Below are 22,279 nucleotides of genomic sequence, written 5' to 3'. Positions count from 1 at the left end.
GCAGGAACGGCTCGGGTACTCGGCCCAGCGTGGCGAAGCGCGCGATCAGGGCCTGCTCCAGCGCTGACTCGGCCGTCTTCGATTTCCCGCTGCGCGACAGGTGCGCAAGCTCTACTGCCCAGCCTGATCGAGAGGCTCTGCCGCAGGCGTTGCGGCCTGGGACGCAGTGACGGTGTCTGGCCGCGCCAACAAACCCTGCCCACCATGCCACATAGCCTGACGCCACGGCGAATCGTGCTGGGGAGGTGGGTTCACCAGATCGGTGGGATACCAACTGCCCCGCGTGCGCTGCAGCAGTTCCGGCACCACCGCTTGGCCTTCTTGCAGGCGCACCAGGTCAGGCGCCCTCAACTCCTTGCCCACCACCAGCACACCCGCCTGCTGCGCCACATGCACCACGGCCGCCAGGTTTTCCACACAGGGGGCATGGCCCATGGTCCATCCATCGGCCAACAGCCAGTAACGCGACCGCTCCATGCCGTCCAGCCCTTCGATGGTTTCCTCATAGACCAGACACAGTGGACCATCCACACCCGGCCCTACGGGGGTCGCGCCTGCCCCGCCACCAGTCCCAGCCCTTGCTGAGCACACCCCACAGGCCCGTGGCTTCGCCTACCCAAGACATGGTCAGGCGACCTCTTGCACCAGCGCCTCGGCCAGACGGGCCTGCACGGACTGACGTTCGGCCAGGCGCTGGCGCAGGTTGGCGCACAGGCGGCGCAGGGCGGTGACGCGGGTGACGATGCGGGATTGTTCGGCGAGTGGGGGAAGCGCAAGCACGTACCGATCAAGCGCCTGTCCAACAAAGTGCTTGATCGTGGCCCCTGTGAAGTGTTTGTCTAGGTTCCCAGCTCTTGAATCTGACTCCAAAGCAATTGCGATTAATTCAACCGCAATGCCACCTCGTGGACGGACCCGGTGCAGCGCCTTTTGAAAGTACATCTCGCGATCGGGGTCACGCCATATTGCACAGCGCCCAGGATACCCGCCTTCACAAATAAGCAAATCTCCTGGCATCAATCGATACTCAGCAAGCTCGCTGGCCTCCAGGCTGATCAATGCCGTGCAGCAGCAGGTTGGTGACGCACAGCATGTGCGGGAGCTGCTTTTTCTCGACGCCGCGAATGCTGTTTTGCAGCACGGCTTCTTGGTCGGCGTTGTGCACCTGTTTGCGCAGGTGCTCGATGGCGCAGACGAGGAAGCCGCCGGTGCCGGTGGCGGGGTCCATCACGCTTTCGCCCAGCTGGGGGTTGGTCATGTCCACCATGAATTGGGTGACGGCGCGGGGGGTGTAGAACTCGCCCGCGTTGCCTGCGCTTTGCAGGTCGCGCAGGATCTTTTCGTACAGGTCGTTGAACTGGTGGCGTTCGGCCTGGCGGTTGAAGTCGATGGCGTTGAGCTTGTTGACCACCTGACGCAGTAGGTGGCCGCTTTTCATGTAGTTGTAGGCGTCTTCAAACACGCCGCGCACCACGTAGCCGCGCGGGTTGCGTTGTGGATCGGCGCTCAGGCCCTTGAGGGCGGGGAAGAGATCCTGGTCGATGAAGTCGAGCAACTCCTTGCCGGTGATCCCTTCCGCATTGGCCGCCCAGTTGCGCCAACGCAGAGGCTCGGCGATGGGGCTTTGGTAGTCGTCGCGGGTGAGTTCGAGTTCTTCTTCCAGCGCGTCAAACACCTTGAGGAACAGCAGCCAGGTGAGCTGGCTGATGCGCTGCGCGTCGCCATCCACGCCAGAGTCCTGGCGCATGATGTCTTGGATGGATTTGATGACGGGGGTGAGGTTGGACATGGAACGCGGGATTTACGCAAAAACAGGGTCTAGCGCTTATCTATCAAGCGCCAGCAGCTATCAAATCAGGAGTATTTGGCGGTACTCAGCGGCACACCGCTAGTGGGCCGGGTGCGTAGCGTACAGCGCTTGCTCCAGCGCCTGCAGTGCGCTGAGGTATTGGGGGCGGCCACCAAAGCTGCGCACCAGCTCGACAGGGCTGCCCAGATCGGTAAAGGGCTGGAGCTTGAAGACTTCGTTGCTCTCGATGGTGGCGATGCCTTCATCGGCGTATTTGTCGAGCAGGGCGTCGAGCACCTTGCGGGCCACGGGGCCGTATTGGGTGAAGACGTTGCGCTTTTGCACGCGGCGGGCGCGTTCGCGGCGGGTGAGCGGGGGCTGGTCATAGGCCACATGCAGCAGCAGATCAAATGGGTCGAGGTCTTTACCTACCTCGTCGGCCAAGGCCTCCAGCGGCACGCCCTGCCCTTCGAGCTCTTGCAGGAGCACGGCCTTGCGGTCGGCCTGCTGCCAGGCCTGCAGGAACTGGTCGAGCGAGTCGTATTGCTTGCGCAGGTTGATGCGGGTGTAGTCGCGCAGGCTTTCGGTGATGAGCTTGCCCTGGGCGTTGAGGTACTGCACGCGCTCGCGCGCCACGGACACGGTGACGTTGTTGCCGAGGACATATTTCTTGGGGCCGGCACCCGCACCACCGCCGCCCGCGAAGGGGCCAAGAGGGTTCAGGGGGTCAAGAGGGTCCAGAGGGTTTGCCGCACCGCCGGGCGTGCCTGCGTCGCCCGGAATGTCGCCTGGCATTGCCGGTTCGGGCGGCGCCACGGGCTGCCCGCTGCCCGGCTCGTAGATTTGCACGGGCTCGCCATCAAAGTCCTTGTCGGCAAACAGTTCAGTGGCGCGCTTGAAGTCGAGGATGGTGAACCAGGTCTTGCCCAGGTCTTCGCGCAGGCGGGTGCCACGGCCGATGATCTGCTTGAACAGCGTCATGGACTTGATGGTCTGGTCCAGCACGATGAGCTTGCAGGTCTGGGCATCCACCCCGGTGCTCATGAGCTTGGAGGTGGTGGCGATCACCGGGTAGGTTTTCTCGGGGTCGATGAAGTTGTCGAGTTCCAGCTTGCCTTCGATGTTGTCGCCGGTGATCTGCACCACATATTTGGGCTGGGTGGCGCACAGGTCGGCGTTGGCGTTGCTCAGCGCTTGGCGCATGCGCGCGGCGTGGTCGATGTCTTCGCAAAAGACGATGGTTTTGGCGTAGCGGTCGGTGGCCTTGAGGTATTCGGTGATCTTGGCGGCCACCACGGCGTCGCGCTGCTCCAGCACGAGCTTGCGGTTCATGTCGGCGCCGGTGTAGATGCGGTCTTCGATGGCGTGGCCGTGTTTGTCGGTCATGCCCGCCGTGGGGCGCCAGCCAAAGGTGTCTTTGTCCAGATCGACGCGGATGACCTTGTACGGCGCCAGGTAGCCGTCTTCGATGCCTTGCTTGAGGCTGTAGGTGTAGACGGGCTCGCCGAAGTAGTCGGTGTTGGAAACGTCCTTGGTTTCTTTGGGCGTGGCGGTGAGGCCGATCTGCGTGGCGCCGGCAAAGTAGGTGAGGATGTCGCGCCAAGCGGAGTCTTCGGCTGCACTGCCCCGGTGGCATTCGTCCACCACGATCAGGTCGAAAAAGTCGGGGCTGAACTGCTTGTAGATGTTGCGCTCTTCCTCGGTGCCGGTGACGGCCTGGTACAGCGACAAGTAAATCTCGTAGCTCTTGTCCACCAGCTTGGTAGTTTTGTTGACAGCCAAGTCCACGTCTTCGACCGACACCGCGCCCTGCGCATCGACACGCTCCACGCCCTTGGCGTTGGGGCTGAGCTTGGCCATGGCGCCCTTGAAGGGGCGAAAGTCGTTGACCATGGTCTGGTCGATGAGGATGTTGCGGTCGGCCAGGAACAAGATGCGCTTCTTGGCGCCGCTCTTCCACAGGCGCCAGATGATCTGGAAGGCGGTATAGGTCTTGCCGGTGCCGGTGGCCATGACCAGCAGCACGCGGTCTTGCCCTGCGGCGATGGCTTCGACAGCGCGGTTCACGGCGTTCAGCTGGTAGTAGCGCGGGGTCTTGTTGGGGGCGTAGTCAAAGCCGGCGATGCGGCTTTCTTCGGCGGACCAGCCCTTCCAGGCGCAGTAGCGACTCCACAGCTCGGCAGGTGACGGAAATTCCTCCAGAGTCAGGTTGCGCTCCAGCACACCATCGGCCAGCGTGGCATCACGGAACACGAAGCCATCGCCATTGCTGGCGAAACTGAACGGCACGCCCAGCAGCTCGGCATATTGGATGGCCTGCCCCATGCCTGCGCCCACGGCATGCTGGTTGTCCTTGGCCTCCACCACGGCCAGGGGGATGTTGGCCTTGAAGAACAGGGCGTAGTCGGCACGCAGCACGGTGCTTTTGTCGCGCTGGGCCTGCCTGCCGCGCACCACCACACGGCCCGCGCGCAACGGGTACTCCCGGTAGATCTGGTCCATGCCGTCCCAGCCCGCCTGCTCCATGGCCGGCCGGATGAACTTTTCGCAAATGTCGCTTTCGGAGAGTTTGGTTTTATCCATTCGGCAGTTCGCACCATCCCCAGTGCATGCAAAGGCGGCGTGTGGTTGTTACCGGATACTACCGCCCCTGCCCGAGACCACCGAAAGAATCACTACCATTAAAGCCGTCTCATAGCGTGTCCTAAGCGCCACAAAGGAGACGCACCGAAAAATGATGGTACTTTTCAAAATCGAAAGTACGAAACGTAGCGCCTGTGCGGCTTTCAAGGCGTTATGTGAACTCCTCCGGGCTTCGAGTGTGCCTCCGCATCCTGGAGAAGACGTCTCTCTGCGGCCGAAGTGCCACTGTCGGGCGGAAATGCGGGACGCCGTCCGACACTCTACAGCGCGTTGCGCGCTCTATGGTCTTGTTACCCCTTCACAGGAGAAGACCATGCTCAAGCGCCTCTTTGATCCCGCTGCCATGTATGCCCGCCGTCTCGAGACCAGCCTGAATGAAGCGCGAATGGCGGCATTCGAACACGAAAACGCTGCCGAACACCATGCTGCACTGGCACGGATGTACCGGCAGCGCATTGCACGGCTGGAAGCCGAGCTGGCTCCCGCAACTGCGGGTATACCTTCGCGGTTGATCCTCGACCCTGCGGGGCCCATTCCACGTGTGACACCGCTCAAGAAGCCTCGGGAGCCCCACCAACGCATGCCAGCTTATCTGCCTCAAGGGGCGGGAGGATAGTGTGCGGTGCGACTGTGCAGAGCAACCTTTGGTACCCCCGCCCCTTCCCAGGATTCACGCCATGACGCCCCACGACCCGACAGAACACCCGCTGCACACTGTGCCAGACGACTTACCGCGCCCGCCCGGTGATCTGCCACCGGCCCCACCACCGACCTCGCCACCGCGGCAGCCCAACGAGGAAATACCAGCCAACTTACCGGGTTAAACCACCTGCAGGCTCCACTAGCTTGGTTCTTGCATAGGGTCACCGGGCAGTTCGATGGGCGGCGTATTGTCGGGCGGATCAATGGGAATAGGTCGCGGCGGCACCTCGCCGGGATTTGGCGGGACGGGCGGGACCGGTTGAGGGGCGGGGGTTGCTGGCATGGGGCATCCTTTGTGCTAGTTGTAGTGCCTTTGCACTGTAAGCGCACGGTCATCCCACCCTTGAGGGCGGCGGCGTAAGCGGCAACGATGGTGTCCACCAAACCAGATAGGTGGACACCATGACCGAAGCCCAGAACAAGACCCGTCGGCGCCACAGCGCCGAGCTCAAGCAGCAGATCCTGGCCGAGTGCGCCCAGCCCGGTGCATCGGTGGCCAGCGTGGCGCTCTCGCACGGCATCAACGCCAACGTCGTGCACAAATGGCGCCGACTGGCCCATGCCCCCAGCACAGATATGCAAGTTCCCACCTTCGTGCCGGTGACGCTGCCTGCGCCCAGCTGTGCGCCGGCCCCAGACATCCGCATCGAGTTGCGCCGTGGCGCTACCAGCATCTCGCTGACCTGGCCGGTCTGCGCGGCCGAGCACTGCGCGGCCTGGATGCGGGACCTGCTCAAGTGATCCGCATCGACGCCCTGTGGCTGGCTACCGAGCCGCTGGACATGCGTGCCGGCACAGACACCGCGCTGGCCCGTGTGGTGGCCGTCTTCGGTGCTGCGCGTCCGCATCACGCCTACCTGTTTGCCAACCGGAGAGCCAGCCGCATGAAGGTGTTGGTGCACGACGGCATTGGGGTGTGGCTGGCGGCGCGGCGCCTGAACAGCGGCAAGTTCGTCTGGCCGCGTGACGGTGCGTTGACCACCACGCTCAGCCGCTCGCAGTTCGACGCTCTGGTGCTCGGGTTGCCTTGGCAGCGCCTGGGCGATGGTGGCCTCATCACCGTGCTCTGAATCTGATCGCTGACATGCGGCCTGCCAATCGGTGCATGTGCCAATGGCGTGGCGTTACCGGCGCTGGCACAGTCATGCCCATGGTCGTAGAGCCGCAATCCCTGGATAGTCTGAGTCCCGAGCAATTGCGCTCGGCGCTGCTGTCCATGCTGCAAGCCGCTGCTGCCAAGGACCAGGAGCTTGCCTTCAAGCAGACCCTCATCGACAAGCTCACGCACGAGAACGCGCTCTTGAAGCGCATGAAGTTCGCCGCCCAATCAGAGCGCTTCAGCCCTGAGCAGAAGAGCCTGCTCGACGACGAGATCGAAGCGGACCTGGCGGCCGTGGCCAGCGAGATCGACGCGCTGGCGCAGACGCAAGCACCGGCCACCCCCGAGAAGAGACAGGCCAAGCGGATGCCCTTGCCGGCGCACCTGCCACGCCGCGAGATCCGCCACGAACCCACGTCCACCACGTGCGCGTGTGGCTGCCAGATGAAACGCGTGGGCGAGGACGTGGCCGAGAAGCTGGACTATGTGCCCGGCGTCTTCAGTGTCGAGCGCCACATCCGCGGCAAGTGGGCCTGCGCCCGGTGCGAGACCATTCAACAAGCGCCGGTCGAGGCGCACGTCATCGACAAAGGTATCCCCACCACCGGCCTGCTGGCCCAGGTGCTGGTGGGCAAGTACGCCGATCACCTGCCGCTGTACCGGCAGGAGGCGATCTTCGGCCGCGCTGGCCTGGCCATCCCTCGCTCGACCCTGGCGCAGTGGGTGGGCACCTGCGGGGTGCGGCTGCAGCCGCTGGTCGATGCCCTGAAGACCGAGATCCTCAGCCACCGGGTGCTACACGCCGATGAGACGCCGGTGGCCATGCTCAAGCCCGGCGATGGCAAGACGCACCGCGCCTACCTCTGGGCCTATGCGCCGGGGGCCTTCGAGAGCATCAAGGCTGTGGTCTACGACTTCTGCGAATCCCGCTCGGGCGAACACCAGCGCGCCGAGGTGACGCGCATCCGTGGCGAGCATTCGCACCATGTCTGCCGTGCCGCAGTCACCGAGCATGTGGCATTGGTGGCACGCATCATCAAGGCAGTCGAGGAACTGCACGCCGCGAACTGTGCCGAGCGGCAATACCGCGAAGCCATCGAGCAAGCGGGCTACAGCAGCACGCACCTGCCTTCGCTGGCATTCCTGCCGCGTGGCGTGAACTACTTTGACACCAGCAGCCCGGACGGAGGATATGCGCCCGCGTGGCTGCGCGATGCCATTGAATACACGCGCACCAATCAAACGACAACCGACGCAGCCGAGCAGGCCGGCCACGTCGCCGCACGCCGCACGCGTGATGCTGCGGTGAAGGCTTTGGCGAAACCTGCTGACGTGGGCATCCTGGCCGATTGAGGCACGGGCGCGCATCCGTAAGGCGGCACTGCCCCTGCATGGTTCGCTGTGCAGGGGCGCTAGGGGGGTACGGCAAAAAGTCTAGAGCCCCTTCGACTGGATACCGCCGGTAATCGCACGCGCAGAAAAAAGCCCCCCTGTAGAAAGAATCAGCAAATGGCCGGAATCAAAGGACGTAGCGGAGGGCCGCGCCGCAATGCGGGAGGTGCCCGTCCTGGCGCTGGGAGGCCCCCAGGCAGCCGCAATCGTCCCCGGTTGATAGATAGCCTGCCCGAGACAAACGACCCGCTGCAATGGCTCAAAAACGCCATGAATCACCCCGCCTTACCGCTGCGCCTGCGCATGGCCTGCGCCGTGGCGCTGCTGCCCTACTGCCATGCAAAAGCGAAGTGAAAGACACCGCACCAATGAATCAGACTGCACTACTTGAAGCTGTGGCCGCTGCTGCGCTGGCGTGGAATCGCGCCCGGCTGACACGTATCGAGGTGGCCCGGCGTGTGCCTGATTGGCGACACCCACAGCATGCGATGGCATCGCGGACGCTGGACAATGCCCGCAAGGCCGAGGCCCAGGCAAAGGCCCGGCTGCGCAAAGCGTGCGCTGCTGCTGACCCGGCAAGCCTGACGCTTGATGTGGAGGTGTGCGAAGTTATCGAGGCGGTGACGCTGCCGCACTGGGAAGGGGCCGGTTGAAAGTCTGCATCCCCGAAAGTGGTGACCGACGGTACAGCGCGCCAGTGCTAACCGTCCAGAAAAAAGGCAATCGAAGCCCCCGCCGTGGGCCTTTTTGTTGCTGGGGCTGGGGATGGATTACCGAAATCGTCTTACATCCGCCCTTACATCGGTCGGAAAAGAAAAAACCCCGCTACCGTATTGATAGCAGGGTTTCCTTTGTTTACTTGGGGTGGCTGATGGGACTCGAACCCACGACGACAGGAATCACAATCCTGGACTCTACCAACTGAGCTACAGCCACCGTAGCCTTGAATTATAGCCTGATAAATCTACCCTCTGAGGTAACCGGCTTAGTTTTGTAGCTCTGCCTGGGCCACCGGTCGGGGGGCCTTGATCTGGACCTTGAAACGCTGCTTGAGCAAATCGTAATACGCTAGCGCCTCGGCCGACGCCCACGATTGCAAGTATTGCTCTCGCTCCATACGCGCACGAGCGTCGTCCACACCGTCCCGGGGAACGACGCGGTTGATTTTCACCACGGCATAGCCCTGCGCACCAAGGTCCACACCTGTCCAGGCCGGGAGTTGGTCCACATTGGCACGCAAGGCGGCATCCACCACGGAACGAGGCTGATCCTGCAGCCGGTCCCGCGACACCGTCAACGCAGCAGTCAACCCGGAGGCTGCATCCGGCGCGGCCTTCCAAGCGGTCAGTTTGGCTTGGCCTTCCTGCCGCGCAAGTTCAGCGGACTTCTCGGCGATATAGATCGCGCGCACCTGGTCGCGCGCCTTGTCCAGCGGCAGCGTCATGGCGGGCTGGTATGCCGTAACGCGGCCGGCTGCCAGCACACTTGTACCGATCTCGATGGCCTCGGTATTGCGCTTGTTCTGCAGCGAGTCCGACTGGAACAGCGCCTCCAGGAAGCGTGCGTTGGCAAGCGGCCCCGCGCCACCGGCAGCCGGAGTACGGGTAACCCCGTCGGCCGTCTGAATCTTGAGCTTAAGCTTGTCGGCGACGGGTTGCAGGCTGTCCGCCTGTTCATACACACCATTGGCAAACGCCTCGGCCACTTCTGCGAACTTGCGTTGGGCCTGCTGCTGCTTGAGTTCTGCCTCGAGCGAGGGGCGCAGCTCCTCGAAACTGGGCTGGCGCGGAGTCTTGATATCGGAAAGCAGGATGATGTGGAAGCCGAAATCGGTTTCCACTACGTCGCTGATCTCCCCCTTCTTCATGGAAAAAACGGCGTCTTCAAAGGGTTTGACCATGGCTCCCCGGCCAAAAAAACCGAGGTCACCGCCGGACGGTGCTGAGCCCGGGTCCTGCGACTCCTTTTTGGCAATCTCCGCGAAGCTGCCCGGCGCTTTGCGTACCTGCGCGAGCAGTTCCTCCGCCTTGGCCTTGGCCTGGGTGCGCGCATCCGCAGGGGCGTCCTTGCTGGCGTTGATCAGTATGTGACTTGCCCGGCGCTCCTCCTTGCCCGCGAGGCGATTCAGGTTTTCCTTGTAATAGGTGCGCAGGTCATCTTCGCTGAGCGTGATTCCCGCTTTCACGGCATCAAGGTCAAGCACCACATACTCCACTGACGCTTGTTCAGCCTGCTGGAATTTCGCAGGATGGGCGGTGTAATAGGCCTCCAGGTCGGCATCCGTCACCACGACCTTGGACACAAACGCCGAAGCATTGAAACGGGCGATCTGGATTTCACGGCGCTGGAACAGTGCATCCAGTGCCAAACGTGCTTCTGCCGGGCCGCTGAACGCCGACCCCATGACACCGCCCATGACCTGGTTGACCGACAGGTCCTGGCGGATGCGTGCTTCAAGCCCCTCAGGGGTGAGTCCCTGCGCACCAGCCAGAGCGCGATAGGCTTCGGCATCCAGCGTGCCGTCAGCTCGTTTCAACGCCGCTATCTGCGGAATGCTCTGCAGCTCGCGTGCCAACCGCGCATCGCTGGTCAGCATGTGCATGTCCTGCGCCGCGACTTGCAGCACGCGGTCACGCACCAGCCGCTCCAACGTGGCATAGCGTGCCTGCGGTGAATCCAGCAGCTTGGCGTCGATACCTGGCGACTGAGCGCGGATTCGATCACTCTCCATACGGTGAGCGTTGTCCCAGTCGGCTTGGGTGATGTCCTTGCCATCGACCCGCGCTACCACCGGGCTTCCTCCGCTGAAATAGTTGCTGTCGATACCCACGAGGATGAACGACGGGATGATCAGCAAGAACAACAAGAACATGACGATCTTGGAGTGCTTGCGGATGGATTCGAACATGGTCAATCTTTCAACAGCTGCAAAAGAAAAGGCGAACTTGCGTTCGCCTTTGAATGGGGTGGTGGGTGCTAACGGGGTCGAACCGCTGACCTACGCCTTGTAAGGGCGCCGCTCTACCAACTGAGCTAAGCACCCCCCATATTTCACAATCAGTTCAAAGCATCTTTCAGTGCTTTGCCTGGACGGAACTTTGGAACTTTAGCAGCCTTGATTTTAATGGTAGCGCCCGTGCGGGGATTACGACCAGTGCGCGCAGCGCGCTTGCCGACGGCGAATGTGCCGAAACCGACGAGCGACACCGTGCCGCCTTTCTTGAGAGTCTTCTTAACCGCTTCGATCGTGGACTCCAGTGCGCGCGCAGCTGCAGCCTTGGAGATATCAGCGTTGTTGGCGATGTGCTCAATCAATTCGGTTTTATTCACAAGAAGCCTCTCGGGAAAAGAGTGGATGAATGTCTTTATGCAAATCTGGCCTCCGCGCCCCCTGCAACGGAAGCGGTCCGAAAGGCAGAGGCGGAGGGAACTGAAGCAGCGTCAGAAATTGCTGTGTCAGATTAAAGCCATCGCACTGTAGGGTGTCAATAAGACGTACCGCGTGGGCGACAGCATGGGAGCGAATTCTAGTCGTATTTGATCCCCGTCCCGGATTCGAGCACCGCTTTTGTTTCGACCTTGCGCGCTAGGCGCATTCCTTATTGACAAGCACTTTCTCCCTGCGGTGCCGAGTTGCCGCCACCAGCCTTCTCCATGTGGGCACGGATTGCCTGCTATGTTATATATAGCAATGAACCCTTTTGACACAAGGCTCTCCCAGCAGTAGCAAGAAACTTAACGGACTCTCGCACGAATTTCTGGCAGTGCTTTTTGCAGGTAATAAACCATGGACCACACCGTCAGCACTGCGGCGACCCAGATCAGCCAGGTACCCCACACACCCGTGTCAATGACGCCAAACAACTGCCCGTCATACAACAGGAAAGGAATGGCAATCATCTGCACCGTGGTCTTGAGCTTGCCGATCATGTGCACGGCCACACTCTTGCTCGCCCCGATCTGCGCCATCCATTCCCGCAAGGCACTGATAGCGATTTCGCGGCCGATGATGATGAGTGCCACGAACACATCGGCACGTTGCATATGCACGAGTACCAATAGCGACGCACATACCAAGAACTTGTCAGCCACGGGATCCAGAAACGCCCCGAACGCGGAGGTCTGGTTGAGCTTGCGTGCAAGAAACCCATCGAGCCAATCGGTGGCCGCAAAAACGATGAACATCACCGTGGCGATGAGGTTGCGCATCGCAGGGTCCAGCGGCGCATAGAACACTCCCACGATCAAGGGTATCGCGACAATGCGCGTCCAAGTCATGATGGTGGGAATAGTGAAAAACATGGGTGCCAATTGTGGCACGCGCGGCAATGCCCTGGGCCGTCAACCGGGTCAGCGCAGCGCGCGATAGATCTCTTCAGCCAAGTCGTGAGATATGCCCTCGACCGTGGCGAGGTCGTCCACGCTGGCATCTGCCACGCCGCGCACGCCCCCAAAGCGCTGAAGCAGCCTTGCCCGTTTTTTAGGCCCCACACCGGGTATATCTTCCAATCGGCTGCCGCCTACGCGTACTTTTGCACGAGCGGCGCGCATTCCGGTGATGGCGAAGCGGTGGGCCTCGTCACGGATCTGCGCCACGAGCATCAGCGCAGCCGAGTCTCGCCCCAGATAGACTTTGTCGCGTCCATCCGCAAAGACCAGTTCTTCCAGCCCCACCTTGCGGCCCTCCCCCTTTTCGACACCAACGATGCGTGAGATATCCAGGCCCAGTTCCTGGAACACATCGCGCGCCATGCTTACTTGCCCCTTGCCACCGTCCACCAGCACCAGGTCCGGCAAGCGCGGGGCATTTGTCACCTCCGCTCCCCCTGCCTCACGCTGTGCTTCGGCAACCTTGCTGTAGCGACGCATGAGTACCTGACGCATAGCTGCATAGTCATCGCCCGGGGTAATGCCCTCGATTTTGAAACGGCGGTACTCGCCACTTTGCATTTTGTGGTGATGAAAAACCACGCAAGAAGCCTGGGTCGCCTCCCCTGCAGTGTGCGAAATGTCGAAACACTCGATGGTGAGGTCATCCAAGCTCTCTGCCTCCAGATCCAGCGCTTCCGCCAGGGCACGCGTGCGCGCCCGCTGGGAACCCTCCTCCGCCAGCAACCGTGCCAACTGGATCTGTGCGTTCTGCTCCGCCATTTCCAGCCAGATTCGCCGTTGTTCACGCGGCTGGTGGACGACTGTCGCTCGCACCCCCGTCTGCTGTGCCAGCACCCAAAGCAATGCGGGGTCGACTGGCTCGCTCGTAATCAGTGTCGGTGGCAACGGTACCCCCAGGTAGTGCTGCGCAATGAACGCAGCAAGGATCTGCGCCGGCACCGACTGCTCAAGTCCGCCAGCCTCCTCTACCATCAAGTTATCCGGGGCATCCTCGCGCGTTTCCAGTTGGAAGACACCTGTCGCTTCCTCTACGTGAACCGGAAAGTAAGGCCTGTCGCCAAGGTGCCGGCCACCGCGCACCATCGCCAGGTTGACGCAGGCACGGCCGCCAGCCACTTTAACGGCGAGTATGTCCACGTCCTTGTCCGATGCCGTCTCCACCGCTTGTTGGTGCAACACACGTGCGAGTGCCGTGATCTGGTTGCGGACCTCGGCCGCCTGTTCAAACTCCAGCTTCTCGGCATACGCGAGCATGCGTTCTTCCAGCGTTTGAAGCAGTTCCTGGGTTTCACCCAGCAGCATCGCCTCCGCACTGCGCACATCTGCGGCATAGGCCGTTGGGGAAATCAAACCCACACACGGAGCGGAGCAGCGTTTGATCTGGTACAGCAAGCAGGGACGCGTGCGATTCGCAAACACCGTGTCTTCACAAGTACGCAACCGAAAAACCTTCTGCAGTAGCTGAATGCTTTCTTTGACGGCCCATGCGCCAGGGTAAGGACCGAAGTATCGGTGACGTTTATCCACTGCCCCGCGGTAATACGCCATGCGCGGGTAGCACTGCCCCGGAGCATCCCCCGTACCGTCCTTTGCCGAGACACCGGTGATCTTGAGATAAGGGTAGCTCTTGTCGTCCCGAAAAAGAATGTTGTACTTCGGGCCCAGGGACTTGATGAGATTGTTTTCCAGCAGGAGCGCCTCGGCCTCGGAGCGCACCACCGTCGTTTCCAGCCGCGCAATTCTGCCCACCATATGGCCAATGCGCGTGCCTCCGTGCTGCTTGCTGAAGTAGCTGCTGACCCGCTTTTTCAGGTTGCGCGCCTTGCCGACATATAGCAAGACATTCTGTGCATCGAAGTAGCGGTACACCCCGGGCAAAGGTGGCAGCGCCGCCACCTGTGCCAGAAGCTCATCCGAATAGGTTGTGGTCATGACGCTATTGTGGGCACGCGTCGAAAGCCTCTTCTATACCGTGCGAGGGGAGCACTGCAACTCACGCCATGGTGTCCGACACAAAGATTTGTCGAGCACGTCAGTGAAGGTGACGCGGCCGGCGTCCGCCGCCATGCCCGCTGCCACCCGGACCTCGTGGCGGTTTACCAATTTCAAGCGAACTCACCAGCGCATCAAAACGTTGAGAGAAGAGCTTGTCAATCTCTGAGACAACGCCACCGAGCTCGGAGCCGTCGAAGTGCCGCTCCATCAGATTGACCACATCTTGCACAAGAAGGTCACGTTGTACTTGCATGATGGCGGCGGGAGTGGGCCCCACAAACAGCATCACGAAATCATCACGCGCCTCTTCGTCCTCGGGTGCCTCATCCTCATCGAACTCGGCATCGTAGAACGTCACCTCGATGGCTGCGCCCTGCTCAGCCAATTCATTGAGACTCATGCACATTTCATCCAGAGACTGGCGGAAGTCTTCGTCGCCACGCACCGTCCAGCACATCTGCAGGATGTGCTCCTTGGCATCGAACTGTATGCCCGGCTCCTCCTCATAGGCGCTCGAAGCTCCATCCGCGAGAGAACGCGCACCAGCGTACTTCCACAATGGCTTGAGTGCTTCCTGAAGCTGACTGAAGTCCACATCAGCACGCAATTGCACTTGACCATGGACGTGGATTTCAAAGGGAGCGTTGTAATGTGACATAGCGAATCCAGATGGTGCCCCGAGCCGGGGTCGAACCGGCACGCCCCTTCTCAGGAAGCGGCGGATTTTAAGTCCGCAGTGTCTACCAATTTCACCATCGGGGCGCCGGTCGGTATGCAAGCCATGAAGACAGAGTAGCGGTGCCGGCATTGTTGCGCAACACCACAGACGAACCGACTTCTTGCACCAGCACTTCGACCAATAAAAAAGGGAAGCCGTAGCTTCCCTTTCAAATTTTGGAGCGGGAAACGAGACGTTTACTAAGACCGTAAGCCGTTGTTTCCCAATCACTTTCTTCGCTGGCTTGACTAGCGAAGACCTTAATTGTAGCCTCATTTTTCACCCTCGGCAACAAGTTCGTCCAGAAACTTCCAGTAAGGTCCAAGGACACCTCCTCAGCGCATCGTCCCCACACCTCGTTCATCGCCGGCTACGGTGGTCTCGAACTCACCAATGATCACCTTTCCATATGCTTGGCTAGCTGCGTCGAAAGGCATTCGAGCACGTCACGCAAGTCCGCATAGAGGTCATGCCCGTTGGGCCGAGCCGAGCGCACCAGGCTCATCACCGAAACAGCGCGCTGACCGGCACGCAAGCTACCGACGAACAACTGGTTCGCCCTTTGAAGTGCCACTGGACGAATTTGCCTCTCGACGCGGTTGTTGTCTGGCGGCAGACGCCTGTCGTCGTTAGCGCCTCCCGGCGACCAAGGTTGGACTGCATGGCTCTCGCCGTGCCTGAGCTGTTCGGCACACCGGCTCGCTGCAGAAGCGACCACCCATACCCGTCTGCGCAAGTTGCGCGGGAAGAACCCATACGCTTGTCACTGGGACTGGATGCGCGATTCTTTATCGGTATATCAGGATACCTGGGAACGCATGACAGGCTCGGGATCAGTACGCCTGCCTTGGCATCTAGAAGCCACTGCGCGCCTATTGCGCCCTGTGAAACCGCAGGGGTATCACACCATGACAAATTGCTCTTGATGAGATTGCGGTAACGCATGACGCTGCCAGTGTGAGCGCCATTCTTCGTGTTGATCAGCGACAGGACCGATCAACCTACCACTCACGGATTCTTACACATTGAGCACATGGCGGCTACCACTGACTTGAGCTACTGAAAAGTGCTCAGGGCTCATGAAGAAGCGAGACTCGGGACTCGCTTCATCCACAGACAACTGCCCGGCCATGAGGTTGGCGCCAAAGGAGTCGGCCATGTAGTTCTCCTGGAAGGAGATGGGAGCATGAACCACAATGCACCAGCATCGAAGGTGTTCTATCGTCCGATCGAAGCCTCCCTCCGGTGGGCTGGGCTTCTGCGGTTTGAGCATGTCATCCTCACTTCGGTCTCGTCGTCAAGGAACCTGCCACAGTCGTTGGATTGCCCACGTTGGGGTGAGCTGAGGCTGTATACCGAACGCATCTACGATGGCATCCTCAATGCGGAACTTCCTTTCGGGAGGAACGGCATCACGACGCACGACACCGCGCTGATCGACTCCCCTGATCTCACTGTCCGTCACGTCGATCTGAAGCGTTGGATGCGCCAGCACTACCCCGAACAGCGCCCCGGCTTTCTCTTCTCGCGCAGCGAGCGCATCGCCCATCCCTCCATCTCTCTGGAAACCGGGCAGGCCATGCTGGTCGAGCGCTTGGCCCTCAAATCTGCCCTGGAGCAGTCCAAGCGCCAACTCCGCGAGCTGCAAGACAAGCACGACGCACTGCTCAAACAGTCCAAAATCATCCCGGCCTGCGCGCAGTACCCAATCAGTGATCGGGCCGAAGCCACCTACCTGAACATCATCGGCGGCATATTGGAGCTGATGCTCGGCCAATCGCCCTCGGGCACACCGTACTCCAGCTTCAAAACGCAAGAGGCTGTCGTAAGCGCATTGGTCGCCCATCACCACGGCGTCATGGGGATCGCCGAGCGGACGTTGAACGGCAAGTTCGCCACGGCCAGACGCCGGCTGCATAGCGCCACCCTCTGAGGATTGCCAGCTTGTATGTGCAGTCGCGGAGATTGCATTTGCAATGTCTTTCCGTAGCCATGTCTATTGAATAGAGGTCACGCCAACAAACGCCACTGAGCGTTCAGGAGTGACCATCGGGGACGGCAACCTCTGTGCAGAGGACATTCCCTTGCGCCTGGCGAGCTATGGCCTGATGGCCCCCGAGGATTTCATCGACGAAATGCGCGAGCGCATGGGCATGGAAGACGACGCCCCCACGGGCCGAGCCGTCATCCCCTCGACCGAACCTGCCGACGGCGGTGAGATCGAGATGCAAGTCGCGGTCGTCTGCATCGGTGCCTCCGGTAGCCCCAACGTGCCGGTCTTCAAGGTCAGGATCACCCAGGAGGAATACGACCTGGGTATCCACTACGACAAGGCCAGGGACCTGGCCGAAGAGGCCCGGTACGAAGGGCCGTTCATCTGCTTCGACGCCGCCGAATATGGCCCCATCCTGTCGGCCGCCCGCGAACTTGGCCTCGTTCCGCAGGTCGTCGTGGTCGATATGACCGACGGCCAGATCCACTCCATCCGCTGCGACAGCGGCGAGATCAAGGTCATCTGCTACGACACCAGCGACACTGACGAGTATTCGGCGGCGGTGGCGAACCGGCCGCTCGGCGAGAACGGGCAGTTCGTGCGCTGCTGGTCGCACACCCAACTGGCACGGGTCGATCCCGGCCTGAAGCTGGCTCGGGATTGATCGGGCGAAGCCCGATGCGTTTTCACAGGCCCCTTCGGGGGCCTTTTCCTTTGGAGGGAGGCTGCCGGGAAATCGGGCGCTGCCTGGTTCGCATTGTTTGCTGCCGCTCGTGGCCCGAGCGGCGATGGTGAGGGCTCGATGTTTCAGGACGACGCGCCATGTGCCCCTCTCCACCTTGGTTTCACCATCCCGAACGCCGTCTGCTGGCGGGTTTTCTCGGCCTGCTTTGGTCGGTGCTGGCTGGCGGCTGCGCGACGACGAGCGCGCCGGTCGCGCCCGACACCATCGAGGAAGTCTCGGCCGCACCCGTACCCGAGGCGCCCGAATACATCCCCGTTGTGCGCTACGGCCGCTACACCCTCGTGGAACTGGCACCGACAGCAGCGCAGCGCGACCTGCTGTTGCAGACCATCGACGTGTCGATGCCCGAGGATGCACGCGCTACGGTCGGCGACGGGCTACGGCATGTGCTCAAGCGCAGCGGTTACGGCTTGTGCCAGACGACGCACGCGGTGATCGAGCTGTACGCACTGCCGCTGCCGGCGGCCCACCTGCACCTCGGCCCCATGACCCTGCGGGATGCGCTGCTCACCCTGGCTGGTTCGGCCTGGGAACTGCACGCGGATGACCGCGCGCGGCAAATCTGCTTCGAGCGGCCCGGCGACAGCATGACCGCCGACAACGTACCCGCGCCGCCTGCCACCGAGGCGGTGCAGACGTTCCCGCTGGCGCCCGCGGCATCGGGAGGCCAGCCATGAACGCCCCGCAGCCCGCCCATCGTTCAACGGCCGCCGTGGTGGTGCAGAGCCTGATGTGGCTCTGGCTGATCGGCCTCAGTGTCCTCGTTGCCCTCGGCTACCAGACGATGAACGACCAGGCCGACCAGGAGCGCCTCGATTCCCGCCTGCAACGCCTCGAAGCGCAGGCAACAGGCCTGGCCGAGACCGTCGAGGCCATCCAGCAGCGTCCAGCCGTCGCCACGGCGGCAGACCTCAAAGACACCCGCCAAATCCTGGAAGCACGCGCGGCCCAGGTCGAGAAATCGCTGAGCGCCTATGCCTCCGCCGACGACCTTCAGGCACTGCGCGCCGAAGTCGAGCAAATCAAGGCGCGGCAGACCGCTGCGCGCGCCGCTGCACCCGCCCAGCCGCGCACCAGGAACAAGCCCACCGCCAAGCCCGAACCGACGCCGCTCCCGTTCCGCATCGTCGGTGCCGAACTGCGTGCCGGCGAGCGCAGCGTGTCCGTCGCGCCGAGCAATGGCGACTTCACGCCCGACCAGCTTCAGGTGCTGCTACCCGGCGATGCGGTCGGCCCGTGGCGCTTGCAGGCCGTCGAGGGCAGCACTGCGGTGTTCCAGGCCGGCGACCAGACCCGCCACGTGGCGATCCCCTGAACGGAGCACACCACATGAAGCCGTCGATCATCCTTTCCGCGCTTCTGCTGGCGTCCACCCAGTTGCCCGCGTGGGCGCAGCAATCCGCCACGGCTCCCGCCCGCAATGCGCAGAGTCAGGAACGCCCGCTGGTCGCCCGCATTCTGGACGACCGGGTGGCGAGCGACTGGGGCCTTCAACCTCAGGAGTGGGCGCGCTATCGCGAACTGATGGACGGTCCACTGGGCATCTATTCGCCCAACCTGGACCCGCTGTCGGCCCTGGGCATCGAGGCGCGTACCGAAGAGGAACGGCGACGCTACGCCGAGCTGCAGGTGCAGGTCGAAGCGCGCCGCGTGGAGAAACTGCTCGCTTATCAGCGGGCCTATGACGAGGCCTGGCAGCGCCTGAACCCCGGGATGCAGCGGGTGAACCTGCCGGACGACAAGCCGGTCGCCGGGGCCACGCGCGGCTCCGGCCGCACGGCAGTGTTCGTGAAAGATAACTGCGTGGCCTGCGGCCAGCTCGTGCAGCGCCTGCAATCCTCGGGCGCCGAATTCGACCTGTACATGGTCGGCAGCCGCCAGGACGACGCGCGCATCCGCGATTGGGCCAAGCGCGCGAACGTCGATCCGGCGCGCGTGCGCAGCGGCAGCATCACGCTCAACCACGACGGCGGCCGCTGGTTGACCTTGGGGGTACCCGGCGACCTGCCGGCGGTCGTGCGCGAGGTGAACGGCCAATGGCAGCGCCAGCCATAGCCGCCCCCCTGCGCACACTGGTGCTCGCCGCTGGCCTATGCGCCTGCGTCGCCCAAGCCCAGGAGGTTCCGCCACCGGCCTACCAGCTCGCCGCGCAGCGCGCAGGCATCCCCTCGACGGTGCTCTACGCCGTGGCCTTGCAGGAGAGTGGCATCCGCCGTAACGGACGCATCGTCCCGTGGCCGTGGTCCCTCAACGTCGCCGGCCAATCACGCCGCTATGCGACCCGCGCCGATGCCTGCGCGGGTTTGCAGCAGGCGATGCGCTCCACGCCGCACACGCGCATCGACGCGGGCCTGGGCCAGATCAACCTCGGCTACCACCAGCAGCGCTACGCCAGCGCCTGCGACCTGCTCGACCCGTACCGGAATCTCGCCATCGCTGCCGAGATCCTGCGCGAGCAACACGCCCCCGGCGAGGACTGGTTGCTGGCGATGGGCCGCTACCACCGCCCCGCGGGTGGCGAGCCCGCCGCCCGCTACCGGCGCAGCGTGTCGCGCCACCTCGCCCGGGTGCAGGGCGCACGCCCAACCGCCGCGGTTCTCGCCGCACGCAAGGAGACATCCCCATGACGACATCCCATCTGGCCTTGCGTGGCCTGCTCGTACTGCTGGCGGGTCTGCCGCTGGCCTCGCTTGCCGGCGAGCCGCTGATCGTGGTCGAAGACCGCGGCGGCGCGTCGGCGCTGCCGTACTACGAAGCCCTGAACCTCCAGCCGCGCACCAACGCACCGGCCCGGCCGCCGATCCCGACGCCCCAGGTTCCCGCCACGCCGGCGGACGAGGCCGCGATGCTGCCGGTGCGCAGCGCCAAGCTCACCCCCGGCACCGTCCCGCGGCGTGTCATCGAGGCTCCGGGTCTGCGGCCTTTCGTTGTCGTCGGCGACGACGAGGCATCTCGGGCCTGGCTGCGCAGCCAGGCAGCCGCGCTGCGCGAGCGCGGCGCGGTCGGTCTGGTGGTCAACGTCGAGACCGTGCAGGGCCTGGCGCGGCTGCGCACCCTGGTGCCCGGCGTACCCCTCGCGCCCATGTCCGGCGACGACCTGGCCGAGCGCCTGGGCCTGCGGCACTACCCGGTGCTGATCACAGCCACCGGCATCGAGCAATGAAGCCATGTCGGGGAAACAGCCGGTCGAGGTACTGCTTCGCCCAGCGGTGGAGCTATACACCGTTGCCGCATGCGCGGGCGCCGCGTTTCTGTCCCTGGTGGCCCCATGGTCGCTCGCGCTGAGCCCGTCCATGGGCGTCGGCAGCGCGCTGGCGTTCGGCGCCTACGGTGGCCTGCCGGGCGCATCGGCCGGTGCGCGCGTGCCGATCAACGTCCATGCCGACGAGTTCAACGAATTGATGGGCGACGAGTTCATCCCGCTGATCAACAAGGGCGGCGGTGCCGGCCTGCAAGTCACTGCGTACACGCAGACCCTGTCGGACATCGAGGCCCGCATCGGCAACCGCGCGAAGGCAGGCCAGGTGATCGGGAATTTCAACAACCTGTTCATGCTGCGCGTGCGCGAGACCGCGACCGCCGAACTGCTGACCCGGCAATTGCCGAAGGTCGAGGTCTATACGACCACCATCGTCAGCGGCGCGACCGACAGCTCGGACATTCGCGGGGCGACGGATTTCACGTCGAACACTCAGGACCGCATCAGCATGTCCAGCGTGCCGATGATCGAGCCGTCGCACGTCGTCGGCCTGCCGAAAGGCCAGTGCTTCGCGTTGCTGCAGGGCGGCCAGCTTTGGAAAGTGCGCATGCCGCTGCCGGCGCCGGACCCGGACGAAGTGATGCCGGCAGACTTGCAGCAACTGGCCGGGTACATGCGCCAGAGCTACAGCGAAGCGACGCAGTGGTGGGAGTTCACCAGTTCCCCCGCCTTGCAGGACACGGGCCTGCCCGACGACCTGCTGGATGACGCCGCTGCGGCCGAACCTCCCGCGGTGGCCATTGCCACCGACGAGGACACCGGCAACAAGGCCTCGCCATGAAGGACGCCGCCTCGACTGCACAACGGGAGCAGAACCAGCGCCAGGGCCTGATCGTCGGCACCATCACCTTGCCGTTCCGGCTGCTCGGGGTGCTGATCGGCTCGCTGCTGTTCTCGATCGTCGTGGAGTGCGTCGGCATGCACCTGTTCTGGAAGGACCAGGGCTGGCGGCACTCGCAGCAGATGTTGCAGTACGAACTGGGGCACCTGTCCAGCCACTTCACGCGCAGCGTCGTCGTGCAGGAGCCGGGGCGCACCGCGCACGAACTGGTGGATACCGGCTACGAATGGGTATTCGTTCGCTCCGGGCTGCTGGAGCGCATGAGCCAGACCGCCGAGCGCGCCCGCGCGCCGAGCCACGGGAGGATCCAGGACGGGGGGCGCAACTTTCGCTACTACATCAGCCAGGTCTATGTCTGGACCGAGAACTACCTGATTGCCGCGGCCTTCACCACCCTCACGTTTCTGGTGCGCCTGCTGGTTCTGGTGCTCACGTTGCCGCTGATCTGCACCGCGGCGTTCGTCGGCCTGATCGACGGTCTTGTGCGGCGGGACGTGCGCCGGTTCGGCGCAGGCCGGGAATCCGGCTTCATCTACCACCGCGCGAAGGCGAGCCTGATGCCGCTGGCCGTGCTGCCGTGGGTCACGTACCTGGCCTTGCCGATCTCTGTGCATCCACTGCTGATCCTGCTGCCCAGCGCAGCCTTGCTGGGACTGGCCGTGAGCCTGACTGCGGGCAGCTTCAAAAAATACTTGTGATGACAGAGAAACC

22 protein-coding genes, 3 tRNA genes and 3 pseudogenes are annotated in these 22,279 nt (G+C 62.9%); 14 read left to right on the top strand and 14 right to left on the bottom strand.

What is annotated here, in order from left to right; genetic code table 11:
• Nucleotides 1-111: 111 nt before the first annotated feature.
• The 4 genes and pseudogenes from DTPSY_RS18370 to hsdR all read right to left on the bottom strand — a co-directional run bounded on the left by DTPSY_RS18370 (nucleotide 112) and on the right by hsdR (nucleotide 4,372).
• Nucleotides 112-531 (bottom strand): hypothetical protein, encoded by a 420-nt coding sequence (locus tag DTPSY_RS18370; RefSeq protein WP_015912843.1) that lies wholly within the window; start codon nucleotides 529-531, stop codon nucleotides 112-114.
• A gap of 96 nt (nucleotides 532-627) precedes the next feature.
• Nucleotides 628-780: a restriction endonuclease subunit S domain-containing protein gene (locus tag DTPSY_RS18525; protein ID WP_187148600.1), complete on the bottom strand. Its 153-nt coding sequence runs from the start codon at nucleotides 778-780 to the stop codon at nucleotides 628-630.
• A 268-nt stretch (nucleotides 781-1,048) separates the two neighbouring features.
• Nucleotides 1,049-1,789 (bottom strand): annotated as a pseudogene (locus DTPSY_RS05990) (type I restriction-modification system subunit M); the annotation flags it as partial.
• Nucleotides 1,790-1,888: 99 nt separating this feature from the next.
• Entirely contained in the window at nucleotides 1,889-4,372 is a 2,484-nt protein-coding gene (gene hsdR / locus DTPSY_RS05985) for an EcoAI/FtnUII family type I restriction enzme subunit R (RefSeq protein WP_015912842.1), read from the bottom strand.
• Nucleotides 4,373-4,745: 373 nt separating this feature from the next.
• Here hsdR and DTPSY_RS17930 point away from each other — a divergent pair, with 373 nt between their 5' ends.
• From DTPSY_RS17930 to DTPSY_RS18365, 5 genes and pseudogenes are all read left to right on the top strand, one after another.
• Nucleotides 4,746-5,048 (top strand): hypothetical protein, encoded by a 303-nt coding sequence (locus DTPSY_RS17930; protein WP_088887115.1) that lies wholly within the window; start codon nucleotides 4,746-4,748, stop codon nucleotides 5,046-5,048.
• A gap of 488 nt (nucleotides 5,049-5,536) precedes the next feature.
• Nucleotides 5,537-5,875 (top strand): IS66-like element accessory protein TnpA, encoded by a 339-nt coding sequence (tnpA, locus tag DTPSY_RS05980; RefSeq protein ID WP_015912731.1) that lies wholly within the window; start codon nucleotides 5,537-5,539, stop codon nucleotides 5,873-5,875.
• Entirely contained in the window at nucleotides 5,872-6,204 is a 333-nt protein-coding gene (gene tnpB / locus DTPSY_RS05975; RefSeq protein WP_015912732.1) for an IS66 family insertion sequence element accessory protein TnpB, read from the top strand. The genes tnpA and tnpB overlap by 4 nt, the downstream gene beginning before the upstream one ends.
• Before the next feature lie 80 nt (nucleotides 6,205-6,284).
• Nucleotides 6,285-7,181: pseudogene (gene tnpC / locus DTPSY_RS05970) on the top strand (IS66 family transposase); the annotation flags it as partial.
• Between the two features lie 812 nt (nucleotides 7,182-7,993).
• Entirely contained in the window at nucleotides 7,994-8,278 is a 285-nt protein-coding gene (locus DTPSY_RS18365; RefSeq protein ID WP_148215361.1) for a hypothetical protein, read from the top strand.
• A 207-nt stretch (nucleotides 8,279-8,485) separates the two neighbouring features.
• On the opposite strand, the gene DTPSY_RS05965 is transcribed toward DTPSY_RS18365, so the two are convergent.
• The 10 genes from DTPSY_RS05965 to DTPSY_RS18520 form a co-directional block, all read right to left on the bottom strand.
• Nucleotides 8,486-8,561: transfer RNA gene (locus DTPSY_RS05965), tRNA-His, on the bottom strand.
• Between the two features lie 49 nt (nucleotides 8,562-8,610).
• A complete protein-coding gene (locus DTPSY_RS05960; RefSeq protein WP_015912839.1) occupies nucleotides 8,611-10,533 on the bottom strand; it encodes a SurA N-terminal domain-containing protein in 1,923 nt (640 codons plus the stop codon).
• Nucleotides 10,534-10,592: 59 nt separating this feature from the next.
• Nucleotides 10,593-10,668: transfer RNA gene (locus DTPSY_RS05955), tRNA-Val, on the bottom strand.
• 14 nt (nucleotides 10,669-10,682) lie between these two features.
• Nucleotides 10,683-10,955, bottom strand: coding sequence for an HU family DNA-binding protein (locus DTPSY_RS17920; RefSeq protein WP_011805814.1), 273 nt, complete (start codon nucleotides 10,953-10,955; stop codon nucleotides 10,683-10,685).
• 405 nt (nucleotides 10,956-11,360) lie between these two features.
• On the bottom strand, nucleotides 11,361-11,927 hold the full coding sequence (gene pgsA, locus DTPSY_RS05945; protein ID WP_015912838.1) for a CDP-diacylglycerol--glycerol-3-phosphate 3-phosphatidyltransferase: 567 nt from the start codon (nucleotides 11,925-11,927) through the stop codon (nucleotides 11,361-11,363).
• 48 nt (nucleotides 11,928-11,975) lie between these two features.
• Nucleotides 11,976-13,949 (bottom strand): excinuclease ABC subunit UvrC, encoded by a 1,974-nt coding sequence (gene uvrC, locus DTPSY_RS05940; RefSeq protein ID WP_015912837.1) that lies wholly within the window; start codon nucleotides 13,947-13,949, stop codon nucleotides 11,976-11,978.
• 100 nt (nucleotides 13,950-14,049) lie between these two features.
• Nucleotides 14,050-14,670, bottom strand: a complete 621-nt coding sequence (locus DTPSY_RS05935) for a DUF6806 family protein (protein WP_015912836.1) — start codon at nucleotides 14,668-14,670, stop codon at nucleotides 14,050-14,052.
• 12 nt (nucleotides 14,671-14,682) lie between these two features.
• A tRNA-Leu gene (locus tag DTPSY_RS05930) sits at nucleotides 14,683-14,774 on the bottom strand.
• 353 nt (nucleotides 14,775-15,127) lie between these two features.
• Nucleotides 15,128-15,448 carry an IS66 family transposase gene (locus DTPSY_RS17915; protein WP_074167576.1) on the bottom strand — a complete coding sequence of 107 codons (321 nt, stop codon included), beginning with the start codon at nucleotides 15,446-15,448 and terminating at the stop codon, nucleotides 15,128-15,130.
• A 300-nt stretch (nucleotides 15,449-15,748) separates the two neighbouring features.
• Complete coding sequence (locus DTPSY_RS18520) at nucleotides 15,749-15,889, bottom strand: hypothetical protein (RefSeq protein ID WP_153573857.1); 141 nt, start codon at nucleotides 15,887-15,889, stop codon at nucleotides 15,749-15,751.
• Between the two features lie 27 nt (nucleotides 15,890-15,916).
• Between DTPSY_RS18520 and DTPSY_RS05925 the strand changes: the two genes are divergently transcribed.
• The 9 genes and pseudogenes from DTPSY_RS05925 to DTPSY_RS05885 all read left to right on the top strand — a co-directional run bounded on the left by DTPSY_RS05925 (nucleotide 15,917) and on the right by DTPSY_RS05885 (nucleotide 22,266).
• Nucleotides 15,917-16,663, top strand: coding sequence for a hypothetical protein (locus tag DTPSY_RS05925; RefSeq protein WP_003821040.1), 747 nt, complete (start codon nucleotides 15,917-15,919; stop codon nucleotides 16,661-16,663).
• Nucleotides 16,664-16,772: 109 nt separating this feature from the next.
• Nucleotides 16,773-17,387, top strand: a complete 615-nt coding sequence (locus tag DTPSY_RS05920) for a hypothetical protein (RefSeq protein ID WP_015912835.1) — start codon at nucleotides 16,773-16,775, stop codon at nucleotides 17,385-17,387.
• A gap of 158 nt (nucleotides 17,388-17,545) precedes the next feature.
• On the top strand, nucleotides 17,546-18,145 hold the full coding sequence (pilL2, locus tag DTPSY_RS05915) for a PFGI-1 class ICE element type IV pilus protein PilL2 (protein WP_003821093.1): 600 nt from the start codon (nucleotides 17,546-17,548) through the stop codon (nucleotides 18,143-18,145).
• Complete coding sequence (locus tag DTPSY_RS05910) at nucleotides 18,142-18,783, top strand: hypothetical protein (protein ID WP_003821094.1); 642 nt, start codon at nucleotides 18,142-18,144, stop codon at nucleotides 18,781-18,783. Before pilL2 ends, DTPSY_RS05910 begins: the two co-directional genes overlap by 4 nt.
• Nucleotides 18,784-18,797: 14 nt before the next feature.
• Nucleotides 18,798-19,523 carry a TIGR03759 family integrating conjugative element protein gene (locus DTPSY_RS05905; protein WP_003821095.1) on the top strand — a complete coding sequence of 242 codons (726 nt, stop codon included), beginning with the start codon at nucleotides 18,798-18,800 and terminating at the stop codon, nucleotides 19,521-19,523.
• Nucleotides 19,505-20,095, top strand: a complete 591-nt coding sequence (locus tag DTPSY_RS05900) for a transglycosylase SLT domain-containing protein (protein WP_003821096.1) — start codon at nucleotides 19,505-19,507, stop codon at nucleotides 20,093-20,095. Before DTPSY_RS05905 ends, DTPSY_RS05900 begins: the two co-directional genes overlap by 19 nt.
• The gene (locus DTPSY_RS05895; protein ID WP_003821097.1) at nucleotides 20,092-20,631 is read left to right on the top strand and encodes an integrating conjugative element protein; all 540 of its coding nucleotides are present in this window, start codon (nucleotides 20,092-20,094) and stop codon (nucleotides 20,629-20,631) included. Before DTPSY_RS05900 ends, DTPSY_RS05895 begins: the two co-directional genes overlap by 4 nt.
• A 163-nt stretch (nucleotides 20,632-20,794) precedes the next feature.
• Nucleotides 20,795-21,508: pseudogene (locus DTPSY_RS05890) on the top strand (TraM recognition domain-containing protein); the annotation flags it as partial.
• On the top strand, nucleotides 21,505-22,266 hold the full coding sequence (locus DTPSY_RS05885) for a TIGR03747 family integrating conjugative element membrane protein (protein ID WP_003821103.1): 762 nt from the start codon (nucleotides 21,505-21,507) through the stop codon (nucleotides 22,264-22,266). The pseudogene DTPSY_RS05890 and the gene DTPSY_RS05885, both read left to right, overlap by 4 nt.
• Nucleotides 22,267-22,279: the final 13 nt, after the last annotated feature.

The sequence above is a fragment of the [Acidovorax] ebreus TPSY genome, from assembly GCF_000022305.1.
Classification (GTDB): domain Bacteria; phylum Pseudomonadota; class Gammaproteobacteria; order Burkholderiales; family Burkholderiaceae_C; genus Diaphorobacter; species Diaphorobacter nitroreducens.
This window is presented reverse-complemented; position numbering and strand designations above follow the sequence as displayed.